We start from the raw sequence: 19,959 nt of genomic DNA, 5'->3' as shown, positions 1-19,959 counted from the left end.
GCTGTCGGGCCTCCGCAATCGAGGCCAAAGTGATGCGTAAATTATCTGCGTCAGTCCTTATAACGGCAATTGTGGCGTCTGCGTTATCAATTCAGCCCGCCGGAGCCTTCAGTATGAAGGGCCAAATGGCTGCTCCATCGGAGAACAATGACATCAGCAACAAAAAATTTGAGAAAGCTGCGCTGCTGGAAGCACAAGCCTATATTTGCGGAACGGATGGCGATGCTAGTTTGCATGCTATGCGGGCCGGGATGGCGGAAACAGGTTTGCCGGAAGATATTGCCGTCGAAGTGGTTTCAGACCTCGCATCCGGTCTAATCGACAAGGCTGTGAAGTCTGGTTCAAAAGAAATCTGCGGAAAACCACGCGTGCAAATCTCGCGACTTTGACCGGTAATCTACCGCTGGAATTAAATAAGCGAATGCATTCATGGCGTTGTGTATAGATCGATAGAATTTTAAGTAAATTTGAATCAAACCAAGAAACTTATATCAAAAGTTGTGATCGCTTCGGGGCTTTCCAAGCGTTGTATTTTGCTACTAATGTCGGATGGAAACTTTCATTATAATCTGCAAGAACAATTAACTACCGGGAAAAATATCCACCAAATGCGCGGCGGAATTTGTTAATCCTGCCGTCTGCAACATGGATTTTTATCTGCAATAATGTGAATGTTTCAAAGAAAAAGAAAATAGTAATGCCGCTCGTGGGACTTGGAGAGAGAAGCATGAACAAGAGAGTTCAGACGCTGAAAGTATTGAAAACAGAACTCTCGAAGTTGTGTGCCATTGCCGATGGTGAAGGATTTGAAATGATTGCCTATTTCATTGAAACGGCCATCCGCGAGTCTGACGAACAATTGTCTCAGGAAACGCGTGCTCTTGTGGGAATGGAATTACGCGCCGAAGCTGCCGGATTACGTGTTCTCAAGAACTGATTGGTAATTGCACGGACCTATCTATTTCTTCCATTGAACAGAACTTCAAATTTTGTGAATCAGGAATTGTTTGCCATGCATTGCGCGTGGTGACCGAGCGCCTATATCTAGGCAATGACCCCGCTCTCAGTTCTCGACCTTTCGCCGGTTCCCGTTGGCAGTACGCCCGCGCAATCACTCCGTAACTCGCTGGATTTGGCACAGAATGCCGAACGGCTCGGCTACAATCGACTGTGGCTCGCCGAGCATCACAATATGCGTGGCATCGCGAGTGCCGCCACGGCTGTTGTTATTGCGCATGTTGCCGCTGGCACATCGACCATTCGCCTTGGTGCGGGTGGTATCATGCTTCCCAATCACGCGCCGCTGATGGTGGCCGAAGCTTTTGGTACCCTTGCTGCCTTGCATCCAGGCCGGATTGATCTTGGCGTTGGCCGCGCTCCCGGTACGGACCAGATCACCGCCCATGCCTTGCGCCGTAATCTTGAACAGGACATCAATGGCTTTCCGCAGGATGTCGTTGAACTCCTGAGCTATTTCCGCGAACCGGAACCGGGCCAGAAGGTGCAGGCTGTACCGGGCGCCGGGCTTAACGTTCCCGTGTGGATACTCGGCTCAAGTCTGTTTGGTGCGCAACTCGCGGCGGCGCTGGGATTGCCTTATGCCTTTGCCTCGCATTTTGCCCCGGCCGAAATGGAAAGGGCAGTCGAGATTTACCGTGCAAGGTTCGAACCATCCGAGTATCTGGCAAAACCCTATGTGATGTTGGGGCTGAACGTCTTCGCAGCCGATACGGATGCCCAAGCGAATTTGCTGAAAAGTTCGCAGCAGCAAGCCTTTGTCAATCTGCGGACAGGCAATCCGGGGCCATTGCCTGCACCGCTCGAAGGCTATGAAGAGACACTTGATCTCCACGCGCGGGCGATCTTACGGCAATCATTGTCCTGCACGATCGCGGGTTCGCCTTCTACTGTCAAGGCAGGCGTCGAAGAGTTCATCCAGCGCACGGGTGCCGATGAGATCATGGTGACAGGCCATATATTCGATCACAAGGCGCGCATTCGCTCGTACGAAATTCTCGCAGACGCGATGATTGCTGATAGTCAGGCAAAAGCCACGAGAGCGAGCGCCTAGGCGGCCTCTCTGAGGCCACCGGCTGCTTCGATAAATGCGATCACTTCATCAAGGCCATTGCGTCGCAACATATCGGTGAAAACGTAAGGCTTTGCGCCGCGTTGAACCTTTGTGTCCGCCTCCATGATATCAAGATCGGCACCCACATAGGGTGCCAGATCCTTCTTGTTGATGATCAAAAGATCCGAACGGGTAATACCGGGGCCGCCTTTTCTCGGGATCTTTTCACCTTGGCAGACCGAAATGACATAGATGGTCAGATCAGCCAGATCGGGTGAGAAAGTCGCCGCCAGATTATCACCGCCGGATTCAATGAAAACAATGTCGAGATCGGGGTGGCGCTTGTTCATCTCGGCTATTGCCTGCAGATTGATCGTCGCGTCCTCGCGGATGGCCGTGTGCGGACAGCCGCCTGTTTCCACACCCATGATCCGGTCCTCGGGCAGTGCCTGCAATCGGTTGAGGATCAGCGCATCCTCCTTGGTGTAGATGTCATTGGTTATAACGGCGACTGAATAGCGGTCGCGCATCGCCTTGCAGAGCATTTCGGTGACAGTGGTTTTGCCGGAACCAACAGGCCCGCCAATCCCGACGCGAAGTGGTCCATTTTGCGAGATCATGACCGGAAAATCCTCGAATATTGCGTTTCATGTTGCATGGCCATGATATCGGACTGGATTGCCGCTGATCCGAGGTCATCAAGGCTTGATACGGCAGCGTGTTGCGCAACCGCGATGATTGGTTTTTCAAACGCTGCCATCAGCGCGACACCGTGGCTTTGGCCAAGCGGTATGAGTCTGACGGCACCTTGAATGAGGTTGGACATGACCGCATGCAGGAAGGCTGCAAGTCCGGCTTCCAGACCAACGCCATTCCGTGCCGCGATGATTGCAACTGCAACGGGGTAGGGTATTTCATGGACAGGTTCTGAACTGCCTGCATCCCAATGCGCTATGGCTTGCAGAAACGCGCTGCCTTGCAACATGGTTTCCATGTGGCGTTCTTTCGAACCCGCCATGGCTTCGCCAAGAGCCGAAATGCGCTCGTAATCACCGTCTCGCGCTACTTCCTGCCAGCTGGCGGTAAACAGCACTGCGTCATTCCAGATGGAGCCATGGTGCAACAGATCGCTCAGCCAGTTTTGCAGCGAAGTCTTGTCATGGATCAATCCATTGTGGACCGCCCGTTCGACGCCATGACTGTAAGAAAACGCACCGACCGGAAAAGCCGGAGACAGCCAGGTCATCAGGCGCAAGAGCGCTGTGTTTGAACTCAGATCAGTCATGGGAATGGTGATGGTGTCCATGACTATGCCCGTGACTACCATCGCGGTGGTCATCATGGTGAGCATGATCATGCGCATGGCCATGACCGCTGTGATAGGCACCGCGCAGCGGATGGAATGGCGCGACGATATCAGCAACCTTGGCACCCAAACCTTCGAGCATGGCCTTGATGACATGATCGCGCAGGATGACGATGCGGTCTTCTTCCAGTTGCGCAGGAAGATGGCGGTTGCCTAGATGCCATGCAAGCTCGGAAAGATGCTGCCGGGTGCGCGGGGTGACTTCATACAGCACCTCGTCAGCCGCAATGATCTCAGCCATACGCCCATCCTCCAGAATGAGGACATCGCCATGGGTGAAAGCAATGGGGTCGGGCAGATCGATGAGTATCTGTTCGCCCTTTTGCAGGGTCAGCACCTTACGGCGCAAATGCCGCTCGTCATGGGCAAGGACAATCTGGTCAAATGGTGTGCCGTGGTAGTGACCGGCATGGTCATGGCCTGTAACGCGTTTCATGAGTTCATTCTCCTCAGAACAGGAAGTAGCGCTGCGCCATGGGCAGCACTGTTGCCGGTTCGCATGTCAGAAGTTCGCCATCCGCGCGCACTTCATAGGTTTCCGGGTCAACTTCCACATGCGGCGTGGCATCGTTGTGGATCATGGATGCCTTAGAAATGCCGCTGCGGGTGTTTTCGACGCCGATCATCTGCTTGTCTGTGCCCAAAGACTGGCGAAGGCCCACTTCAATCGAGGCCTTGCTGACAAAAACAACTGACGAATTGCTGACGTTCTTGCCAAAGGTGCCGAACATCGGGCGGTAGTGCACCGGCTGCGGCGTCGGGATCGACGCGTTGGGATCACCCATCGGCGCGGCGGCGATCGATCCGCCCAGCAACACCATATCGGGTTTGACGCCGAAGAAGGCCGGATTCCACATTACCAGATCGGCGCGTTTGCCCACTTCGATCGAACCGATATGTCTTGAAACACCCTGCGCAATCGCCGGATTGATCGTATATTTGGCGATATAACGTTTCACGCGGAAATTATCATTGTCGCCGGTTTCCTGCGGCAGGCTTCCGCGCTGGCGTTTCATCTTGTCGGCGGTCTGCCATGTGCGGATCAAAACTTCGCCGACACGGCCCATGGCCTGACTATCCGACGAGATAATCGAAAAGGCACCGATGTCGTGCAAAATGTCTTCCGCGGCAATCGTCTCCTTGCGGATACGGCTTTCGGCAAAGGCAACATCTTCCGGGATCGATGATGACAGGTGATGACAAACCATCAGCATGTCCAAATGTTCGGCAATGGTATTCTTCGTGTATGGCCGTGTCGGATTGGTTGATGATGGAATGACATTCGGCAGGCCGCAAATCTTGATAATATCCGGCGCGTGACCGCCGCCCGCACCTTCCGTATGAAAAGCGTGGATCGTGCGGCCTTTGAATGCCGCAACGGTATCTTCAACAAATCCGCTTTCGTTCAGTGTATCCGTATGGATCATCACCTGCACGTCGAACTGATCAGCCACGGTGAGACAATTGTCGATGGCAGCGGGGGTCGTCCCCCAGTCCTCATGCAGCTTCAATGAACAGGCGCCGCCAAGGATCATCTCTTCCAGTGCCTTGGGTTGTGATGTGTTGCCTTTACCTGACAGGCCGAGATTCATCGGAATGGAATCAAAAGCCTGAATCATCCGCCCCAGATGCCAAGGGCCGGGCGTACAGGTTGTTGCCAGCGTCCCATGGGCCGGACCGGTCCCGCCGCCAAACATAGTCGTGACACCTGACATCAAGGCTTCATCGATCTGCTGTGGGCAAATAAAGTGGATATGCGCGTCCATGCCTCCAGCGGTGAGAATTTTTCCCTCGCTGGCAATGATTTCCGTGCCCGGACCGATGATGATGGTAACACCCGGCTGAGTGTCTGGATTACCCGCCTTGCCGATGGCGGCGATCATTCCATCCTTGAGCCCGACATCCGCCTTGTAGATGCCTGTGTGATCGACAATCAGAGCATTGGTGATAACGGTATCAACGGCACCATCGGCCCGTGCGACCTGACTCTGGCCCATACCGTCGCGAATAACCTTGCCGCCGCCGAATTTCACCTCTTCGCCATAGACGGTAAGATCTTTCTCCACCTCGATAAATAGCTCCGTATCGGCAAGGCGGACCTTGTCACCCCTGGTTGGGCCAAACATGCGGGCATAGGCGGAGCGGGTGATTTTAGCGGGCATGATGTTTCCCTCTTGAACTGTATGTCTTGCATGGGGCTAGAGCCGTCCGTGACCGCCACATTTCTGCCGCGATATAGCCCCGAAAAAACCCGATCATCGACCGCTTGAGATCGAATTCGGCATGTGAACTACACCAATCATCAAGCGATGATCGTTCGCCAATCATTTGAAAGGAAAAACGATGCGAAAACTGATGATTCTGGCCCTTTGTGCCGGTTTCCCGCTGGCAACTTCGGTCGCCTATGCCCAGACCGCTGCGCCAGCCACACCAAGTGCCCAGCAACCGGCAAGCAAGGGCGAAACGCCTGCACAGTCCGACGCGGTTCCCATCAAGACGATCAACATTGTTGATATCAACGAATTGCCCGAGGGGACGAAAACTCAGGTTAATGAGGCCGTGGCCAAACGAACCGATAAGGATATGACGCAGTTGCGCACCTCGATCGACGCTTCGCCGCAAGTCTCGGCTGCGTTGAAGGAAAAAGGGCTGACTTCCGCTGCGGTGGTGGTTGCGAGCCTTGATTCCAAGGGTCTGCTGACGTTGGTCACCAAGAAACCAAGCTAATCCCGCTGCATAGGACGATCTCGTCAATCCAGCTTTAAACAAGCGGGAACGACCGGAAATTTGCCGGTCGTTTGCTTCGCTGGATTTCCGGGAAGGCTGACTGGTCAAAGCTTTCCCATGATCTTTTGCTGAAATCCGTAAACGATCCTGTTGCCACCGAGCGGGACGAGTGTCACGTCACGCTCTTGGCCCGGCTCGAAGCGCACGGCAGTCCCTGCGGCAATATCAAGTCGCATGCCGCGTGCCTGAGCGCGGTCAAAAATCAGCGCGTTGTTGGTTTCAAAGAAATGGTAATGCGAGCCGACCTGCACGGGACGGTCCCCGGTATTGGCGACCTTCAACGTCACGGTGATCGCACCTGTGTTCAGTTCAATCTCGCTCTTTGCTGGGATGATTTCACCCGGGATCATATCGTCTCCTAACGGATTGGTTCATGCACGGTGACAAGCTTTGTCCCGTCAGGAAAAGTTGCTTCCACCTGAATGTCGTGGATCATCTCAGGAATGCCTTCCATCACCTGATCGCGGGTGATGACGTGGGCTCCGGCTTCCATAAGGTCGGCAACAGAATGGCCATCGCGCGCACCTTCCACGACAAAATCGGTAATCAGAGCAATGGCTTCGGGATGGTTGAGCTTTACGCCCCGTTCGAGACGGCGGCGGGCGACCATAGCCGCCATGGAAATCAGGAGCTTGTCTTTTTCACGGAGTGTCAGATTCATTTTGTCCTCTTGGCCATCCCATGTTTGTTATGTGTGACTAAGATCCGATCCTAAATTGACCAGACTTTAGGCACGCCTGCCTTTTGATTCAGCAGTTCGATCAGTGGTATCAGCCGTTTCCGCAGGGAATAGGCATCCTCGTCCACCAGCCTCGCAAGAAGCTTGCCAGACCAGACGGAAGCCCCGCCTTTTTCGCCAATTATTTTTCGCGTGCTCTCCAGATGACGTTCTGCGTCAGGATCGAGCAGCAGAATCGTCGCCATTACACGCATTTCGCCAAGTAGCGCGGGGCGGGCAAGCATCGTTGCCGTATCAGGGCCAATCGTAAAATCTTCTGCGTGTACAAGCTTGTCTTGCCGGTAAATGCGCCAGCGATCGCGGAAGAGGCAGCTCTGCACGTCTTCGCCCATGGCTTTACGGCCAAAAACCACCGGCTCAACGATCAATGCCCGGCTTGTTTCGGCTAGATGCACCGTCAATGTCCGTTTCAAAGCCGAACGTTCAAACAGTATGGTCTCTTGAGGGAGCCAGGCAAGGCTGGCGTTCTCGCCGATTGAGAGCGTCGTCTCCACATTGGCAACGGCTGATGAAGCCTTGTAGATGCGCTCGCAGGCTTGTGTGGTTATCTGCGCATGGCAATCATTACCCGCATCGAACTGCCAGCGCATTTCATCGCCGCCGGTAAGACCGCCGGATGTGTTGATCATCACGGCTTCCAGCGTGCTATCGTCCCTGTCAGGCAGACGAATTTTTGCGCAACCCTCCTGATAAAGCGTTGCGATGCGTGTACGGCCGTTGACGGTTTTAACGGCAAGCCGCGCATGCCCATAGGCGCGCTGCGGCTTGGCTTCAGGCATCAAATCAAGCGACGGGTGAGCGTTCATACCTCACGCTAGCGCAGCCTGATGAGCTGTGAAAGCTCAAACTTTTCCAAGCTCAATGGCGCGCTGGTGCGCCGCATGCACGGCCTCAGTCAGAAGGTTCTTCAACCTGTCCTCGCCCATGAGCACGTTCAAAGCCGCAGCCGTCGTCCCATTCGGACTGGTAACCTGCTCACGCAGCGTTGTTGGTGTATCGGAACTGGCCGCTGCAAGCGCTCCCGCGCCGTAAACCGTCTGCATTGCCAGAAGACCGGCGATCTCGCGCGTCAGGCCAGCGGCAACCCCGGCTTCCGTCAAACCTTCGATGAAATGAAACACGTAAGCCGGGCCGGAACCGGAAACAGCCGTCACCGCATCAATCAGGCTTTCATCGTCCACCGATGCAACGGCTCCGCTTGTTTTCAAAAGTGCATCCACAAATGCTGCATCACTGTCACCAACATTGGGATTACGGAAGGTGACGATCATACCCTTACCAATGGCGGCTGGTGTGTTGGGGATCGTGCGAATAATGGCCGTATGACCACCAAGGCGCTGTTCGAAGAAATTCACCGTAATCCCCGCAGCAACACTGACGAATGTCGCCTGTTCGGCAAAGCGCCTGTAGGCAGGCAGAACATCGCCCATCACCTGCGGCTTAACGGCAACAAGGATCACGCGAGGCTCAAGATCGGCGGCAAGCGATGCTGCATCGGCGACAGCGTGGACGCCAAGCGTCGCTGCACGGTCCCGCAAAGCATCGGTCGGCTCGACGACATGGACCTGTTCCGGCTTCAATATGCTCGCATCCAGCCACCCCTTGAGCATGGCAAAACCCATATTGCCGCAACCAACCAGAACCACGCTATCAACCATTCTTCTTCTCCCAAATCACGTGGCGGCACTTTGATCTGCTCGGCCATGCCGGGTCAACCGTTTCAGGGAGATTTAGCTGCGGGTCAGGACGGGAACGCGTGCCGTCATGCGCAGACCGAACGAGGCCATGACGACCAGAAGCCACACGGGATCAACGCGGCGGAAGAAGAAGCTCTCAAGAAACGCGTTCATGAGCGAGAAGGTCAGTACCATCATGAAGAAGTCGGAGAGATAGATATTCTCCCGTTTCTTCAGGCACCGGGCATAATCAATCAGCGGAAAAATCACGAGGATGATGATGCCAGACACCATTGCCGGATAGCCCATGCCGACGGCGATATCGAGATAACCATTATGCGCATGGACGATGCCGCGCACGTCCCAATCGAGATAGTAGCTCGGATTTTCCGCCTCGCGCACGACGGGCGCTTCCCAGAAGCTTTCAAAACCATATCCACGCCACGGCGTGGCTGAGAGCTTCTCCAGCGCAAACGTCCAGATGGACGTGCGCCCGGTAAATGTTGGGTCTGTTCCGAGATCTACAAGAAGATTGTGACTGGCGGGTATGAAAAGGCTGCCTATTGTGAAGACGAAAAAGCCGACGAGAGCGGCTGCTATCGTCAGTGATGCCAGCACGCGAAGACCGAACAGACCGGGGAACATGACAAGAAACATAACCAGCGGAACAAGCGCCGTGCTGGTCTTGGACCCGGTGTGAGCCACAAACCAGAGTGCGAGAATGAGTATCGTCCAGCCTACGATGCGCCAGCCTCGGCGGATCAGATAAATGCCGCCGAACGAGAACGCCGCCATCACCGGCCCGGCAATGTTCTTGTGCGCATAAATGCCTCGCCAGAGACCCGCATGTTCGGCTTCAATCTCGCTGGCCGTATGTTTTGCAAGGTCAGGCACGATAACAAGACCAATATAGGAGAGAATAAGCACGGCAAGCGCTGCGATAACAAAGGCGAGCGAAAAGCCGTCGGCATCGCGCGGCACAGACAGGACTGCCAGAACGCAGATAATACCGATGAGCGTGAAAATGACGGCTCTTTGCGCCGATGAAGGATCGACAGCAATGAAAGTCGACAGAATGAGAAAGCCGAACATGACAAGCCACATCGGGCTGATCAGCGCCAGTAATGTGCGCGGTTCGGAGAGTGTCAGCATCGCAAGAGTGGATACAACACCAAGAGCGCCAAATCCCAGCTGATTGACGATATCGCCGCCGCCATCGGTGCCTGCCGCGCTCACGGCCTGAAATGGCCGGAATGAAACCAGCAGGCAACAGAGGATAACTGCCGCAGCAAAGCTGGCTATGAGGCGGACAGGCAGGTCCCTGATCGTGTCAGTTCTTTTCAGGTTGCCGATACTGCTCATTGGAATATCCAAATTCCGCGAGAATGCGGCCAAGGCCAATATAGACCTGATAGAGCCCGATGGACAACGAGCCGGTCTGGGTAATTTTGATGATCGCGCGGAAGGGCGACAAGGCCAGCAGGGCAACGCTTTTCAGCACTGTCTTCAATCCGCCAAAGGGCTCCTGTGCCCGCTTGCGTTTCTCGATCAGAGTAGAAATTACACCATTGCGCAGCGCCCGGGCCCTGATCCAGTCCGCTTGCACGCGCCGCTCGGGAATGGTTTCGAATACAGGCGCTTCGGCGCACCAGGCGACGGTGAAACCTTTAACGACGCTCCGGCTGATAAAATCAGAATCGCCGCCACCCATGAAATTGAAGGCAAGGTCCAGAAACGGAAATGGCATAGCGTCCAGCACCTTGCGGCTGACAAGAAGATTGCCCGATGAATAAATAATCGGGACACGACCAGTCTGCGAATAATGCGGGCTGAACACCGGATGTTTAGCCCAGACCTGATGCTCCGGCTTGGCGAAGACAGGAACCTGCGGCCCGCCGACAAAATCGACACCATAAGTTTCCTGTGTTCGCAGCAAATTTTCCAGCCAATCCGGATCTGCTACTTCATCATCATCAACGACAAGCAGTGATTTGAATTTGGGAAATATTTTAAGCGCCGTCAGCCAACCTGCATTGTAGGCGTTACAATTGCCGCGATCATGCGCAATGATAACAAGCCCATTATAGTCGCCACTTTCGAACAAGGGTCCAGCAACCTTTGCACCGTCTTGCTCTTCTGCCTCGTTTTCCATGACGATAATTGCAAAATGACGTGCGGTGTTCTGCTCTTTCAGCGAGCGCAGCGTCTTCAACAAATGCTCAGGGCGTTTGAACGTTGGCAGGGTGACGACAACGTCAATTGACTCAGGTGCAAGCCCGGGGGAGCGGGCAAAAACCGTTATGTTGTCTGGAAGGTCAATTGCCATAAATGGATTTGTGCCCGTTGCCTGATATAATCAACCTATACGTGTCATTTGTTCAAGATTTCATTACATTGTTCATACAATTCCATTAGTGAGAAGCCAGACCTCAGCTTGGGCCAGTCATGCATCTTCTATTTGTAACATCGCTGGTTCCTGATGGAAAACCAACCACAGGCTATGAGATCGCCAATGCGGCAATCATTGATGGATTGGTGCGGGCTGGGATCCATGTGACGGTATTGGGTTTCATCTGGCCGGGCAGTTCACCATCAGACCCGGACAACACCATCGTTCTTGGTGAAGTCGATGTGCGCAACGACACGGCAAGCCTTACCCAGAAGCTGCGATGGCTTGGCAAAGCTCTTGTAACAGGACTGACTGTCTCTTCGGTCAAGCTGCGGATCATATCGCAAGACAAGTTGCGCGCCGCCATCGGATCATCAGGCAATTTCGATGCCTATGTGCTGAACGGTGTGACGCTTTCAGGTGCATTTGAAGGCTGCTTTGCTGACAAGCCGCAAATCTTCATTGCTCACAATGTCGAACATCATTCGGCTTGGGAGAATGCGCAGGCAGCCACCAGTCTCGTGCAAAAGATTCTGTTCCGGCGCGAGTCGCGTTTGCTGGCCGGACTGGAAGGACGTTTGTGCCGCCGCGCTTCTTTTGTATTCACATTGGCTGAACAGGATATCAAGGCATTGGGCCTTGCTGATACTGGCCGGGCAGCGGAACTTCCTCTCGTAACCGGCGCCGACACCGGTAAAATGGCCCATCGCAAAATCGAGCATGACCTTGGTTTGATTGGCACATGGACGTGGCAACCAAACCGCATTGGCCTTGAATGGTTCCTGCGCGAAATTGCGCCGCACCTCGACAAGGACATCGGCATTACGGTTGCTGGCAGTATACCGGCTGATTTGAAAGCGGCCTGGCCAAACGTCAATTTTGCCGGTCGTGTGCCGGATGCGGTCGAGTTTGTTCGCTCTTGCGCATTGATCCCGCTGGTGAGCCGTGCCGGAACGGGCGTCCAGCTCAAGACCATCGAGACGTTCGAGATGGGACTGCCCAGCGTTGCGACATCCCTGTCGGTGCGCGGCATTGCCAGTATTCCGGAAAATTGTGCTGTCGCGGATGATCCGCAAGCCTTCGCCAAAGCGATTGGGGCTATGGTGGCGCGGGTGCGCGCCGGTGAGGATTTGACTTGTTCGGGTGAAGCGTTTCGCGCCGCGCAATTGGCGCGGTTTGATTCACAGCTTCGTCTCGGACTTGATGCGCTTGGCGCTTCTTTGGGAAGAGTTGGACCATGAGCCCGGCTCTTCTCTCGGTGCACCACGCGCTTCCGCAGCACATTATCCTTGGTGTTTCCGTGCTGGCGCTGTCATGGGATGACGCCATCCAGCATCTGCACACTTTAATTGATGAGAAGCGCTTCACACTGATCACATGGCTGAACGCGCACAATTCCAATCTGGTAGAAGACGATATTCGTTTTCGCAACGCATTGGACGAGTTCCTCGTTTTGCCCGATGGCGTCGGTGTCGACATTGCCGCGAAGCTGCTTCATGGCAAAACCTTCCCCAACAATTTGAATGGTACGGATTTCACGCCCGCATTGCTCCGGGCACTGACCCGGCCTTTGCGTATAGGGCTCCTTGGCACACGCCCCGGCGTGGTCGAGAAAGCGGCGGAAAGCTTGAAAGAAAACGCCCCGCAGCATGAGTACCGCGTTATCAGCCACGGTTTCTTTGCGCCATCCGATGAGCCGCGCATTCTGCAGAGCCTTGCGGAATATCATCCCCACATCCTGCTGGTTGCGATGGGTGTGCCGCGTCAGGAGCTTTTCATGCGGGAAAAGTTGACTGCGGAACATTGTGCCCTCGCATTTGGCGTTGGAGCACTCTTGGATTTTCGTGCCGGAGCAGTGTTGCGGGCACCACGCTGGATGCAGAAACTGCGTCTGGAGTGGCTGTACCGGTTTTCACAGGAACCGAAACGGCTTTGGCGTCGCTACGTCTTGGGCAATCCGCGTTTTCTGTTCAGGGTGCTTCGCACGCTCGTGACAGGCGTAAGGGTCAGTCGATGAGAACTGCAATCGTCACAGCCAGCTATGCGCCGGATTTTGAGCGCTGCAAATTGCTTTGCGAGACTATTGATCGGTTCGTGAGCGGCTATACGCGCCACTATATTCTGGTTGAACATCGCGATATGGCATTGTTCCGCCAGCTCGAAGGGCCGCGCCGGATCATTGTGGATGAGAACGATCTGTTGCCGGGCTGGATCAAACCATTTCCCGATCCGCTCAGCTTTGGCCGCAAGCGCATCTGGCTGTCGCCGCGAACAATGCCATTACGTGGCTGGCACGTACAACAGTTCCGCCGCATTGCCATTGCCTCCCATGCCGATGAAGACGCCTTCTTTTATGTGGATTCCGACGTGGCTTTTCTGCGCCCGTTCGATTGTGCGTCCAACTGGCACGGCGATACTTTGCGGCTGTTTCGGCGGGATGGTGAATTGTTGCGCCCCGTTGCGGACGATCAGCGCATCTGGTCGGAGCAGGCAGGGCGCTTGCTCGGGATCGAACCCGTAAGCCCCGTTGGTCATGATTATATCAGCACATTGATTGCCTGGCGCCGCGATGCCCTGCTGTCCATGTGCGACCACATCCAGAAGCTATCGGGGAGGCACTGGATCGCCGCGATTGGTCGCCAGCGCCGTTTTTCCGAATGCTTGATTTATGGCCGCTATGCCGATGAAGTGCTCATGGCAAAGGGGCACTACCATGATAGTACCGAGTTCTGCCGGATATATTGGGTTGAGCCAGCCCCGACAGAGGAAGAGTTTCAGGCCTTTGTCGAAGCCATGACGCCAGAGCAGGTCGCCATCGGCATACAATCCTTCATCGGCTTTGATACCGCCCGCATCCGCAAATTGGTCAACAGTTAAATCATACCCGCCGCGCCGGCTTCCGGATGGCTCGATAGGTCAGCCATGTGGAGAGCAGGTAAATGGCTGCGAACATGGCATTGAGCCATACCAGCCAATCATTGACTTCTTTGAATGTGACCAGCAGCCATGAAAGCAAAGCCGCCTTTGCCAGCGCGAGCAGGCCAAGATTGAGCGCGCGCAAGCCAGATTGTCCGCGCGCATAAAGCAGCTCAGCCTGATATTCAATGAGATTGCGCAGTCCGGGAACCAGAACAACGAGCGGCAAAAGTGCCACAACTGAAGCAACGTTCGAGCCCAGCGCGCGTGGAAAAATATACAGAAATACGGCAAGGGCAATCAGTCCGAATGTGGAAACGGCGAAAACGCCAGCCTCTAACCCGCCGCGAATTTTCAGCGATCTCAACATATCAGGCGTGCGCATCAGTTTCTGCACCAGCATCATGTTGAAGGACCGGACGGGCAGGGCCGTCAGGTCCACAAGCCGCATGATGATGGCATAGACACCTGCGGTCTGTGGTCCGCCCACGGCGAGCACCAGAAGCTTGTCGAGCTCCATCTGGATATAGAACAGGATTTCAGCACCCGCGACGGCAAAGGAATCCGCGAGCCGTCTGTAATAGAGTTGCGGTATGAGCCGCAGTTTCACCCTCGGGTAGAAGACCAGGACGGCGATGATGAGTGCGATGCCATTGGCGCCCGCATACCACCAGCTCCATGCGCCCAGAGTAGTCAAACTGGAGAATGCAAAAAGAACCGCCGCAATCGCGCGCAAGGCAGTGCCAATGATAACGAGCAAGGCTGCCCGGCCAAAACGGTTAAGGCCATTATTGACGACCACGACAACCTCCAGCGAACGCCAGAGCAGGGCCTCGGTTGCAACGATGACGGCAAAAATCCCGAACGCCAGATCCGCTCCGAAAAACACCAGATGTGTGAGGAAAGCCGCCAGCGCAAAAATCGGCAGGGAAATGACGACCGCCGCCAGATAGCCGCCGGTATAGGCACCAAGCAATTGGGGTTTGACCGTCGAAATACGGTAAAGCGGTGATACGAACCCAAACGACACCAGCCGCGACAGGACCACACCGGTTGCCGATGCCGTGGCAAAGAGGCCAAATTCAGCAATCGACAATGTATTGGCAAGCGCGACGAAGTAGGCAAGGGAAATAACAAGCCGTCCCGCTGATCCGCTGATCACCGAGAAATAATTGCGAATGAGCCCCGCATTGGCCTTCACATGACGCGCTATCAAATCTTTCCCCCTGCGGGTGTTAAACGTCCCGCACAATCATCAGCCGTTCTATACTGAAAAGCCTTAATGGCTCGTGTTGGAACGGGAAATCGCGGTCTGATTAAAATGGGTGATAGCAGAGTGTTTCATGGATGATTAACGATTTATTTTCCATAGAACTTTAGGTTGGGTTAACCGTGGGCCGTTCGCTCGGGGTTGAGCTGTATTGAACGGTTGTTTTGGAGTGCGGATAAACATGGGTGATCGGGACAACGAGACAGGAAAGCGGCCTCGACGCTCGCTTCTCTCGTTCGCCAGCCAGCCGGAGACGGCGGGTGAGGCCTCCCCGCGTGCCGATTTTATCGAGCCGGACCAGACACCAAGGCGGGTCGAGGATCTGGAGCATTATCAGCGCATGCGTGCCCTGCGATTGGCGGCAAGCAGTGAAATCACACAGCCACCTGCGATTGAACCTGAACACACGTTGAGAGATGAGGAAGCCGAACAGGATGCGGTTAACCGCATGCGCGCCGATATGGCTGCTATCAAGGCCGAACTCAATCGGCGCATTGACGACAACCCATCAACCGAGCCTGTTGCACCCGCTGCGCCTGCGCAAACAACTGTCTTGCGGAATGAGGCACCGGTAAAGCCTGCGCCCACAGTCGTTTCCGTCGCAAAGCCTGTGCGCCGGGTTGAAAATGACAGCGACGAATGGAAACCGCTGGTTGATCCGCGTATTGTTCTTACTCGCATCGTCAATTCCAAAAAGCTGATCATTGCGACGACGCTTATCGGCGCGCTGCTGGGCGCCGGTTATGCCATGACCGTGCCAAAACTCTATTATTCCAATGTTGAATTGCTTGTTGATCCGCGCGATCTCAAATTGACTGACAAGGAAATCGCCCCGGGCCAACTGCCTATTGATGCGTCGCTCGCCATTGCCGAAAGCCAATTGCGGATTATTCAGTCGAGCAGCGTTCTTTCCAAGGTGATTGATCGTGCAGGTCTGGCCAAAGATCCTGAGTTTAATGGTGACCTCAAGGATAAGGGCATATTTGCCGCTCTCCGCGAGCTTTTCTCGACCGATAGCACGCCCGACGCTACAGCCCGCGAGACGCTGCTTCTACGCAATCTGAACGAACATATGGATGTTGCGAGGAGTTCGAAAAACTTCATTTTCAACATCACCGTCAATTCGCGTGACCCGGAAAAATCTGCATTCATCGCCAACACGGTTTCGGATGTTTTCAGGGAAGAGCAGGGCAATATCCAGTCCGACTCGGCCAGACAGGCGACGGATTCGCTCACGGCCCGGCTCAACGATATGCGCCTCGGTGTGGAATCGGCTGAAAACGCTGTTCAGAAATACAAGGCGGAGAACGATCTTGTCGACGTACAGGGTCGTCTGATCAGTGATGATGAGGTTTCAAGAACCAGTGACGAACTGACCGCTGCGCGCAACCAGACCATAAAGCTCAATGCACAGGCGGCTTCCATTCGTGGCACATCGGTTGAAGGTGTTCTTGGCAACAATACGCTGCCCGAGGAATTCCGCTCCGGCGTCATCGTTGCGCTTCGCTCGCAATATGGCGCGTTGAAACAACAGGCCGACGGTCTGGCAACCAAGCTTGGCCCGCGCCATCCGCAATTGATCCAGGCGCAGACGCAGGTTGATGGTATCCGTAAGGAAATCCGCAATGAACTTGATCGCATTGCCTCCTCGGTACAGGTCGAGCTGAAGCGTTCGGTGCAGCAGGAGCAGGACCTCGCGAGCAGGCTGGCACAGTTGAAGTCGCGCATGGCTGGTACGAATGAAGATATGATCAAACTGCGCGAGCTTGAGCGGGAAGTCACCGCAAAACGTGCCGTTTACGAGGCTTTCATGCTGCGCGCCAAGGAAACCGGCGAGCTTGAAGGGATCAACAGCACCAATATTCGCGTCATTTCGCCAGCGCGTCCTGCTCTCGAATCCACGGGTGGTTCGCGCAAGATCATCGTCATTGGCGGTATTCTGGCGGGGCTTCTTGCCGGACTTGGCATCGCAATGCTGCGCGGAATGATCGATAGTTTCCGTGGCAATGGGGAATTGAAGACAGCCCGCACCGAGAACGATGCGCCTTTCGATCCGGATTCGCCCTCAGGCGGAAAGCGACGATTGCCCAGCGAAGCCGATACGCCAGCACCCCCATCGGAGTCGCGCCTCGGCGCTGCAATCAAGCAGGCGCAAACACGGAGTTACGCTTCGGATTTCGACGAGACATCAGATGGGGACGAAACAACGCCGGATGACGATCAGGTGGCGGTTGCACAGTTCCTCTATGAATATGCGGATCTTCAGGTTGCCAAACGCCAGCATGCCAATTCCAATATTGAGGATATGCTCGCGGACATCGCTGAAATTCGCGATGTCCTGCGGCAACGCTCCGGCGAATGATGCTAGTGCAGGCGGGGGGTTGGTCCCATGCCTTTGTCGTCGATGACATAGCCCCGATAGAACCGGTCGAGTGTAAACGGCGCTGATAGTGGATGCGGCTCGTCCTTGGCGATGGTCCATGCAAAGCATTTGCCCGAGATGGGTGTTGCCTTGAAGCCGCCATAGCACCAACCGGTGTTCAGATACATGCCCGGCAGTGGTCCCGTCGTGATGATGGGCGAGCCATCCATGGACATATCCATGATCCCGCCCCATGAGCGCAGCAGCTTGACGCGGGCCAGCGCTGGCATGAGCGCGACGAACTCACTCATCACATCTTCCACCACAGGCAGGTTGCCGCGCTGCGCATAGGAATTGTAGCCGTCAATATCGCCGCCAAAGACGAGGCCACCCTTATCCGATTGGCTAAAATAGAGGTGTCCACCGCCGAAGGTCGCAACCGTATCAACCACCGGCTTAAGCGCTTCAGAAACAAAAGCCTGCAGGACATGGGATTCAAGCGGTAGCCGGTCAACACCCGCCCGGCGCATCAGTTCGCTGGTATGCCCTGCCACGGCGCAGGCGGTCTTCTTGGCATTGATCGGGCCACGCGTCGTCATGACGCCGGTAACCTTGTCGCCGTCTTTTATAAAGCCGGTGACTTCGCAATTCTCGATTATATCAACGCCGAGCTGGTCTGCCGCACGGGCATAGGCCCAGACGACGGCATCATGCCGCGCTGTACCAGCACTGCGCTGCATCAAACCGCCAATGATGGGAAACCGCGCCGATCCACTGATATCGAGGCCGGGAATAAGTTTTTCCAGCTGCTTGGGGTTCATCAACTCGCAATCAATGCCGTTGAGCCGCATCTGGTTGCCGCGCCTGACATACACATCAAGCTGCGGCAGATTATGCGCAAGATTGACCACGCCGCGCTGCGAGAACATCACATTGTAGTTGAGGTCGTGGGACATTGTTTCCCACAGCTTCATCGACGCTTCGTAGAAATGCTGGTTCTCGGTCAGAAGATAATTAGAGCGCACCGCAGTTGTATTGCGGCCGATATTGCCGGAACCGAGCCAACCTTTTTCCACAACTGCAATATTGCGAATGCCGTGTTCCTTGGCGAGGTAATAGGCCGTTGCAAGTCCGTGTCCGCCGCCGATGATAACCACATCATAGGCTGGTTTCGGATCGGGTTTACGCCAAGCAGGCTTCCAGTCCTTGTTGCCGTTGAGGGCGTTCTTCAGAAGGGAGAAAGCGGAATAGCGCATCGACGAATCCAGTTTGCAGGCGGAATAGTGTGATCATGCGTGGATTTGGCACATTCGCAAGCCCCAGCGTGCTCCTTGGGTCACATCATCGCATTGCCCTTATCGGCTGCTTTCGTTATTGCGTCAGTGAACGCCGTTCTGGCGGTATTGTATTGCCAAAGAATCCTCAGAATGACGTCCATTCCCGAAGCGAGATGCCCAGGAGCAGCACATGGCAGTGACGATTGATGGCAAGCAGATTGCCGAGGACGTGGTTTCCAAGGTCAAACTATCAGCCGCCGAGCTGATTGAGGCCACCGGCGTTACGCCCGGTATTGCTGTGGTGATCGTGGGCGAAGACCCGGCCAGTCAGGTCTATGTCGCCAATAAGGGGCGCAAGGCGAGGGAATGCGGCTTCCATTCCGTCCAGCATACCTTGCCTGAACAGACAGGCGAGGAGGAACTGGTCAAGCTGGTGGAAACGCTGAACGCCGACCCGGCGATTCACGGCATTCTCGTTCAGCTGCCTTTGCCCAAGCACATCGATTCCGGCCGCATCATCCAGACCATCTCACCTGACAAAGATGTCGATGGCTTTCACTTCATCAATGTCGGCAAACTCGGCACTGGCGAACTCGAAACCGCATTCGTTCCCTGCACGCCTGAGGGATCAATGCTGCTGATTGATCGTATTCTGGGCCGCGATCTTTCCGGTCTGAATGCAGTGGTCGTTGGCCGCTCCAATATTGTCGGCAAGCCGATGTTCAATCTGCTGCTGGCGCACAATGCGACTGTTACGATCGCCCATAGCAAGACAAAGGACCTTCCCGGCCTTTGCCGCAATGCCGATATTCTGGTGGCCGCCGTTGGCCGCCCGCAGATGATCAAGGGCGATTGGGTCAAGCCCGGTGCGACGGTTATCGACGTGGGCATCAACCGCATTCCTGCCCCCGAGCGCGGAGAAGGCAAGACGCGCCTCGTTGGCGATGTCGATTTTGCCGACGTGGCTCCAGTGGCAGGCGCACTGACCCCGGTTCCCGGTGGTGTTGGACCCATGACGATTGCCATGTTGATGGCCAATACGCTGGTCGCCGCCCATCGCAGTGTCGGTAAAACACCTCCGCGCTTCTAATTCATTGGTTTATAAA

Annotated in this window: 21 protein-coding genes; 9 read left to right on the top strand and 12 right to left on the bottom strand. The window is 55.1% G+C overall.

Annotated features, from left to right (window positions below; translation table 11 throughout):
- The first annotated feature begins 125 nt into the window (after positions 1–125).
- The 3 genes from AB4Y96_RS01520 (at position 126) to AB4Y96_RS01510 (ending at position 2,071) form a co-directional block, all read left to right on the top strand.
- Positions 126–389, top strand: a complete 264-nt coding sequence (locus AB4Y96_RS01520) for a hypothetical protein (protein ID WP_441915195.1) — start codon at positions 126–128, stop codon at positions 387–389.
- A 338-nt stretch (positions 390–727) separates the two neighbouring features.
- Positions 728–937 carry a hypothetical protein gene (locus AB4Y96_RS01515; RefSeq protein ID WP_091883335.1) on the top strand — a complete coding sequence of 70 codons (210 nt, stop codon included), beginning with the start codon at positions 728–730 and terminating at the stop codon, positions 935–937.
- A 114-nt stretch (positions 938–1,051) separates the two neighbouring features.
- Complete coding sequence (locus AB4Y96_RS01510) at positions 1,052–2,071, top strand: LLM class flavin-dependent oxidoreductase (RefSeq protein WP_441915193.1); 1,020 nt, start codon at positions 1,052–1,054, stop codon at positions 2,069–2,071.
- On the opposite strand, the gene ureG is transcribed toward AB4Y96_RS01510, so the two are convergent.
- The 4 genes from ureG to ureC are packed head-to-tail and all read right to left on the bottom strand — an operon-like array spanning position 2,068 to position 5,599.
- Positions 2,068–2,691, bottom strand: a complete 624-nt coding sequence (ureG, locus tag AB4Y96_RS01505) for an urease accessory protein UreG (RefSeq protein ID WP_441915192.1) — start codon at positions 2,689–2,691, stop codon at positions 2,068–2,070. The two genes, AB4Y96_RS01510 and ureG, sit on opposite strands and share 4 nt — an antisense overlap.
- Positions 2,688–3,377 (bottom strand): urease accessory protein UreF, encoded by a 690-nt coding sequence (locus AB4Y96_RS01500; RefSeq protein WP_441915190.1) that lies wholly within the window; start codon positions 3,375–3,377, stop codon positions 2,688–2,690. Before AB4Y96_RS01500 ends, ureG begins: the two co-directional genes overlap by 4 nt.
- Positions 3,349–3,873: an urease accessory protein UreE gene (ureE, locus tag AB4Y96_RS01495; RefSeq protein ID WP_441915188.1), complete on the bottom strand. Its 525-nt coding sequence runs from the start codon at positions 3,871–3,873 to the stop codon at positions 3,349–3,351. The genes AB4Y96_RS01500 and ureE overlap by 29 nt, the downstream gene beginning before the upstream one ends.
- 13 nt (positions 3,874–3,886) lie before the next feature.
- Entirely contained in the window at positions 3,887–5,599 is a 1,713-nt protein-coding gene (gene ureC, locus AB4Y96_RS01490; RefSeq protein ID WP_441915187.1) for an urease subunit alpha, read from the bottom strand.
- 181 nt (positions 5,600–5,780) lie between these two features.
- On the opposite strand from ureC, the gene AB4Y96_RS01485 reads away from it, so the two are divergent.
- Positions 5,781–6,164 (top strand): hypothetical protein, encoded by a 384-nt coding sequence (locus tag AB4Y96_RS01485; protein WP_175540666.1) that lies wholly within the window; start codon positions 5,781–5,783, stop codon positions 6,162–6,164.
- A gap of 104 nt (positions 6,165–6,268) precedes the next feature.
- Here the strand turns inward: AB4Y96_RS01485 and AB4Y96_RS01480 are convergent, their stop codons facing one another.
- The 6 genes from AB4Y96_RS01480 to AB4Y96_RS01455 form a co-directional block, all read right to left on the bottom strand.
- Positions 6,269–6,574 carry an urease subunit beta gene (locus AB4Y96_RS01480; RefSeq protein WP_441915186.1) on the bottom strand — a complete coding sequence of 102 codons (306 nt, stop codon included), beginning with the start codon at positions 6,572–6,574 and terminating at the stop codon, positions 6,269–6,271.
- Between the two features lie 8 nt (positions 6,575–6,582).
- Positions 6,583–6,885 (bottom strand): urease subunit gamma, encoded by a 303-nt coding sequence (locus AB4Y96_RS01475; protein ID WP_441915185.1) that lies wholly within the window; start codon positions 6,883–6,885, stop codon positions 6,583–6,585.
- Between the two features lie 50 nt (positions 6,886–6,935).
- On the bottom strand, positions 6,936–7,769 hold the full coding sequence (locus AB4Y96_RS01470; RefSeq protein WP_441915183.1) for an urease accessory protein UreD: 834 nt from the start codon (positions 7,767–7,769) through the stop codon (positions 6,936–6,938).
- 36 nt (positions 7,770–7,805) lie between these two features.
- Positions 7,806–8,621 (bottom strand): pyrroline-5-carboxylate reductase, encoded by an 816-nt coding sequence (gene proC, locus AB4Y96_RS01465; RefSeq protein WP_441915181.1) that lies wholly within the window; start codon positions 8,619–8,621, stop codon positions 7,806–7,808.
- Between the two features lie 72 nt (positions 8,622–8,693).
- Positions 8,694–10,001 (bottom strand): O-antigen ligase family protein, encoded by a 1,308-nt coding sequence (locus tag AB4Y96_RS01460; protein WP_441915179.1) that lies wholly within the window; start codon positions 9,999–10,001, stop codon positions 8,694–8,696.
- On the bottom strand, positions 9,970–10,965 hold the full coding sequence (locus tag AB4Y96_RS01455) for a glycosyltransferase family 2 protein (RefSeq protein ID WP_441915177.1): 996 nt from the start codon (positions 10,963–10,965) through the stop codon (positions 9,970–9,972). Before AB4Y96_RS01455 ends, AB4Y96_RS01460 begins: the two co-directional genes overlap by 32 nt.
- Before the next feature lie 119 nt (positions 10,966–11,084).
- On the opposite strand from AB4Y96_RS01455, the gene AB4Y96_RS01450 reads away from it, so the two are divergent.
- Genes AB4Y96_RS01450 through AB4Y96_RS01440 form a run of 3 tightly spaced genes read left to right on the top strand, consistent with a single transcriptional unit; the run spans position 11,085 to position 13,905 of the window.
- Positions 11,085–12,269: a glycosyltransferase gene (locus AB4Y96_RS01450; protein WP_441915175.1), complete on the top strand. Its 1,185-nt coding sequence runs from the start codon at positions 11,085–11,087 to the stop codon at positions 12,267–12,269.
- Positions 12,266–13,045 (top strand): WecB/TagA/CpsF family glycosyltransferase, encoded by a 780-nt coding sequence (locus tag AB4Y96_RS01445; protein ID WP_441915173.1) that lies wholly within the window; start codon positions 12,266–12,268, stop codon positions 13,043–13,045. Before AB4Y96_RS01450 ends, AB4Y96_RS01445 begins: the two co-directional genes overlap by 4 nt.
- Entirely contained in the window at positions 13,042–13,905 is an 864-nt protein-coding gene (locus tag AB4Y96_RS01440; RefSeq protein WP_441915171.1) for a DUF6492 family protein, read from the top strand. The genes AB4Y96_RS01445 and AB4Y96_RS01440 overlap by 4 nt, the downstream gene beginning before the upstream one ends.
- Before the next feature lies 1 nt (position 13,906).
- Here AB4Y96_RS01440 and AB4Y96_RS01435 read toward each other — a convergent pair whose 3' ends face one another.
- A complete protein-coding gene (locus tag AB4Y96_RS01435) occupies positions 13,907–15,160 on the bottom strand; it encodes a lipopolysaccharide biosynthesis protein (protein ID WP_441915169.1) in 1,254 nt (417 codons plus the stop codon).
- A gap of 235 nt (positions 15,161–15,395) precedes the next feature.
- Here AB4Y96_RS01435 and AB4Y96_RS01430 point away from each other — a divergent pair, with 235 nt between their 5' ends.
- Positions 15,396–17,576, top strand: a complete 2,181-nt coding sequence (locus AB4Y96_RS01430) for a Wzz/FepE/Etk N-terminal domain-containing protein (protein ID WP_441915167.1) — start codon at positions 15,396–15,398, stop codon at positions 17,574–17,576.
- Between the two features lie 2 nt (positions 17,577–17,578).
- On the opposite strand, the gene AB4Y96_RS01425 is transcribed toward AB4Y96_RS01430, so the two are convergent.
- A complete protein-coding gene (locus AB4Y96_RS01425) occupies positions 17,579–18,832 on the bottom strand; it encodes a sarcosine oxidase subunit beta family protein (RefSeq protein WP_091883379.1) in 1,254 nt (417 codons plus the stop codon).
- A gap of 211 nt (positions 18,833–19,043) precedes the next feature.
- Here AB4Y96_RS01425 and folD point away from each other — a divergent pair, with 211 nt between their 5' ends.
- Positions 19,044–19,943, top strand: a complete 900-nt coding sequence (folD, locus tag AB4Y96_RS01420; RefSeq protein ID WP_441915165.1) for a bifunctional methylenetetrahydrofolate dehydrogenase/methenyltetrahydrofolate cyclohydrolase FolD — start codon at positions 19,044–19,046, stop codon at positions 19,941–19,943.
- Positions 19,944–19,959: the final 16 nt, after the last annotated feature.

Source organism: Phyllobacterium sp. TAF24 (assembly GCF_052113785.1).
Lineage (GTDB): Bacteria > Pseudomonadota > Alphaproteobacteria > Rhizobiales > Rhizobiaceae > Phyllobacterium.
This window is presented reverse-complemented; position numbering and strand designations above follow the sequence as displayed.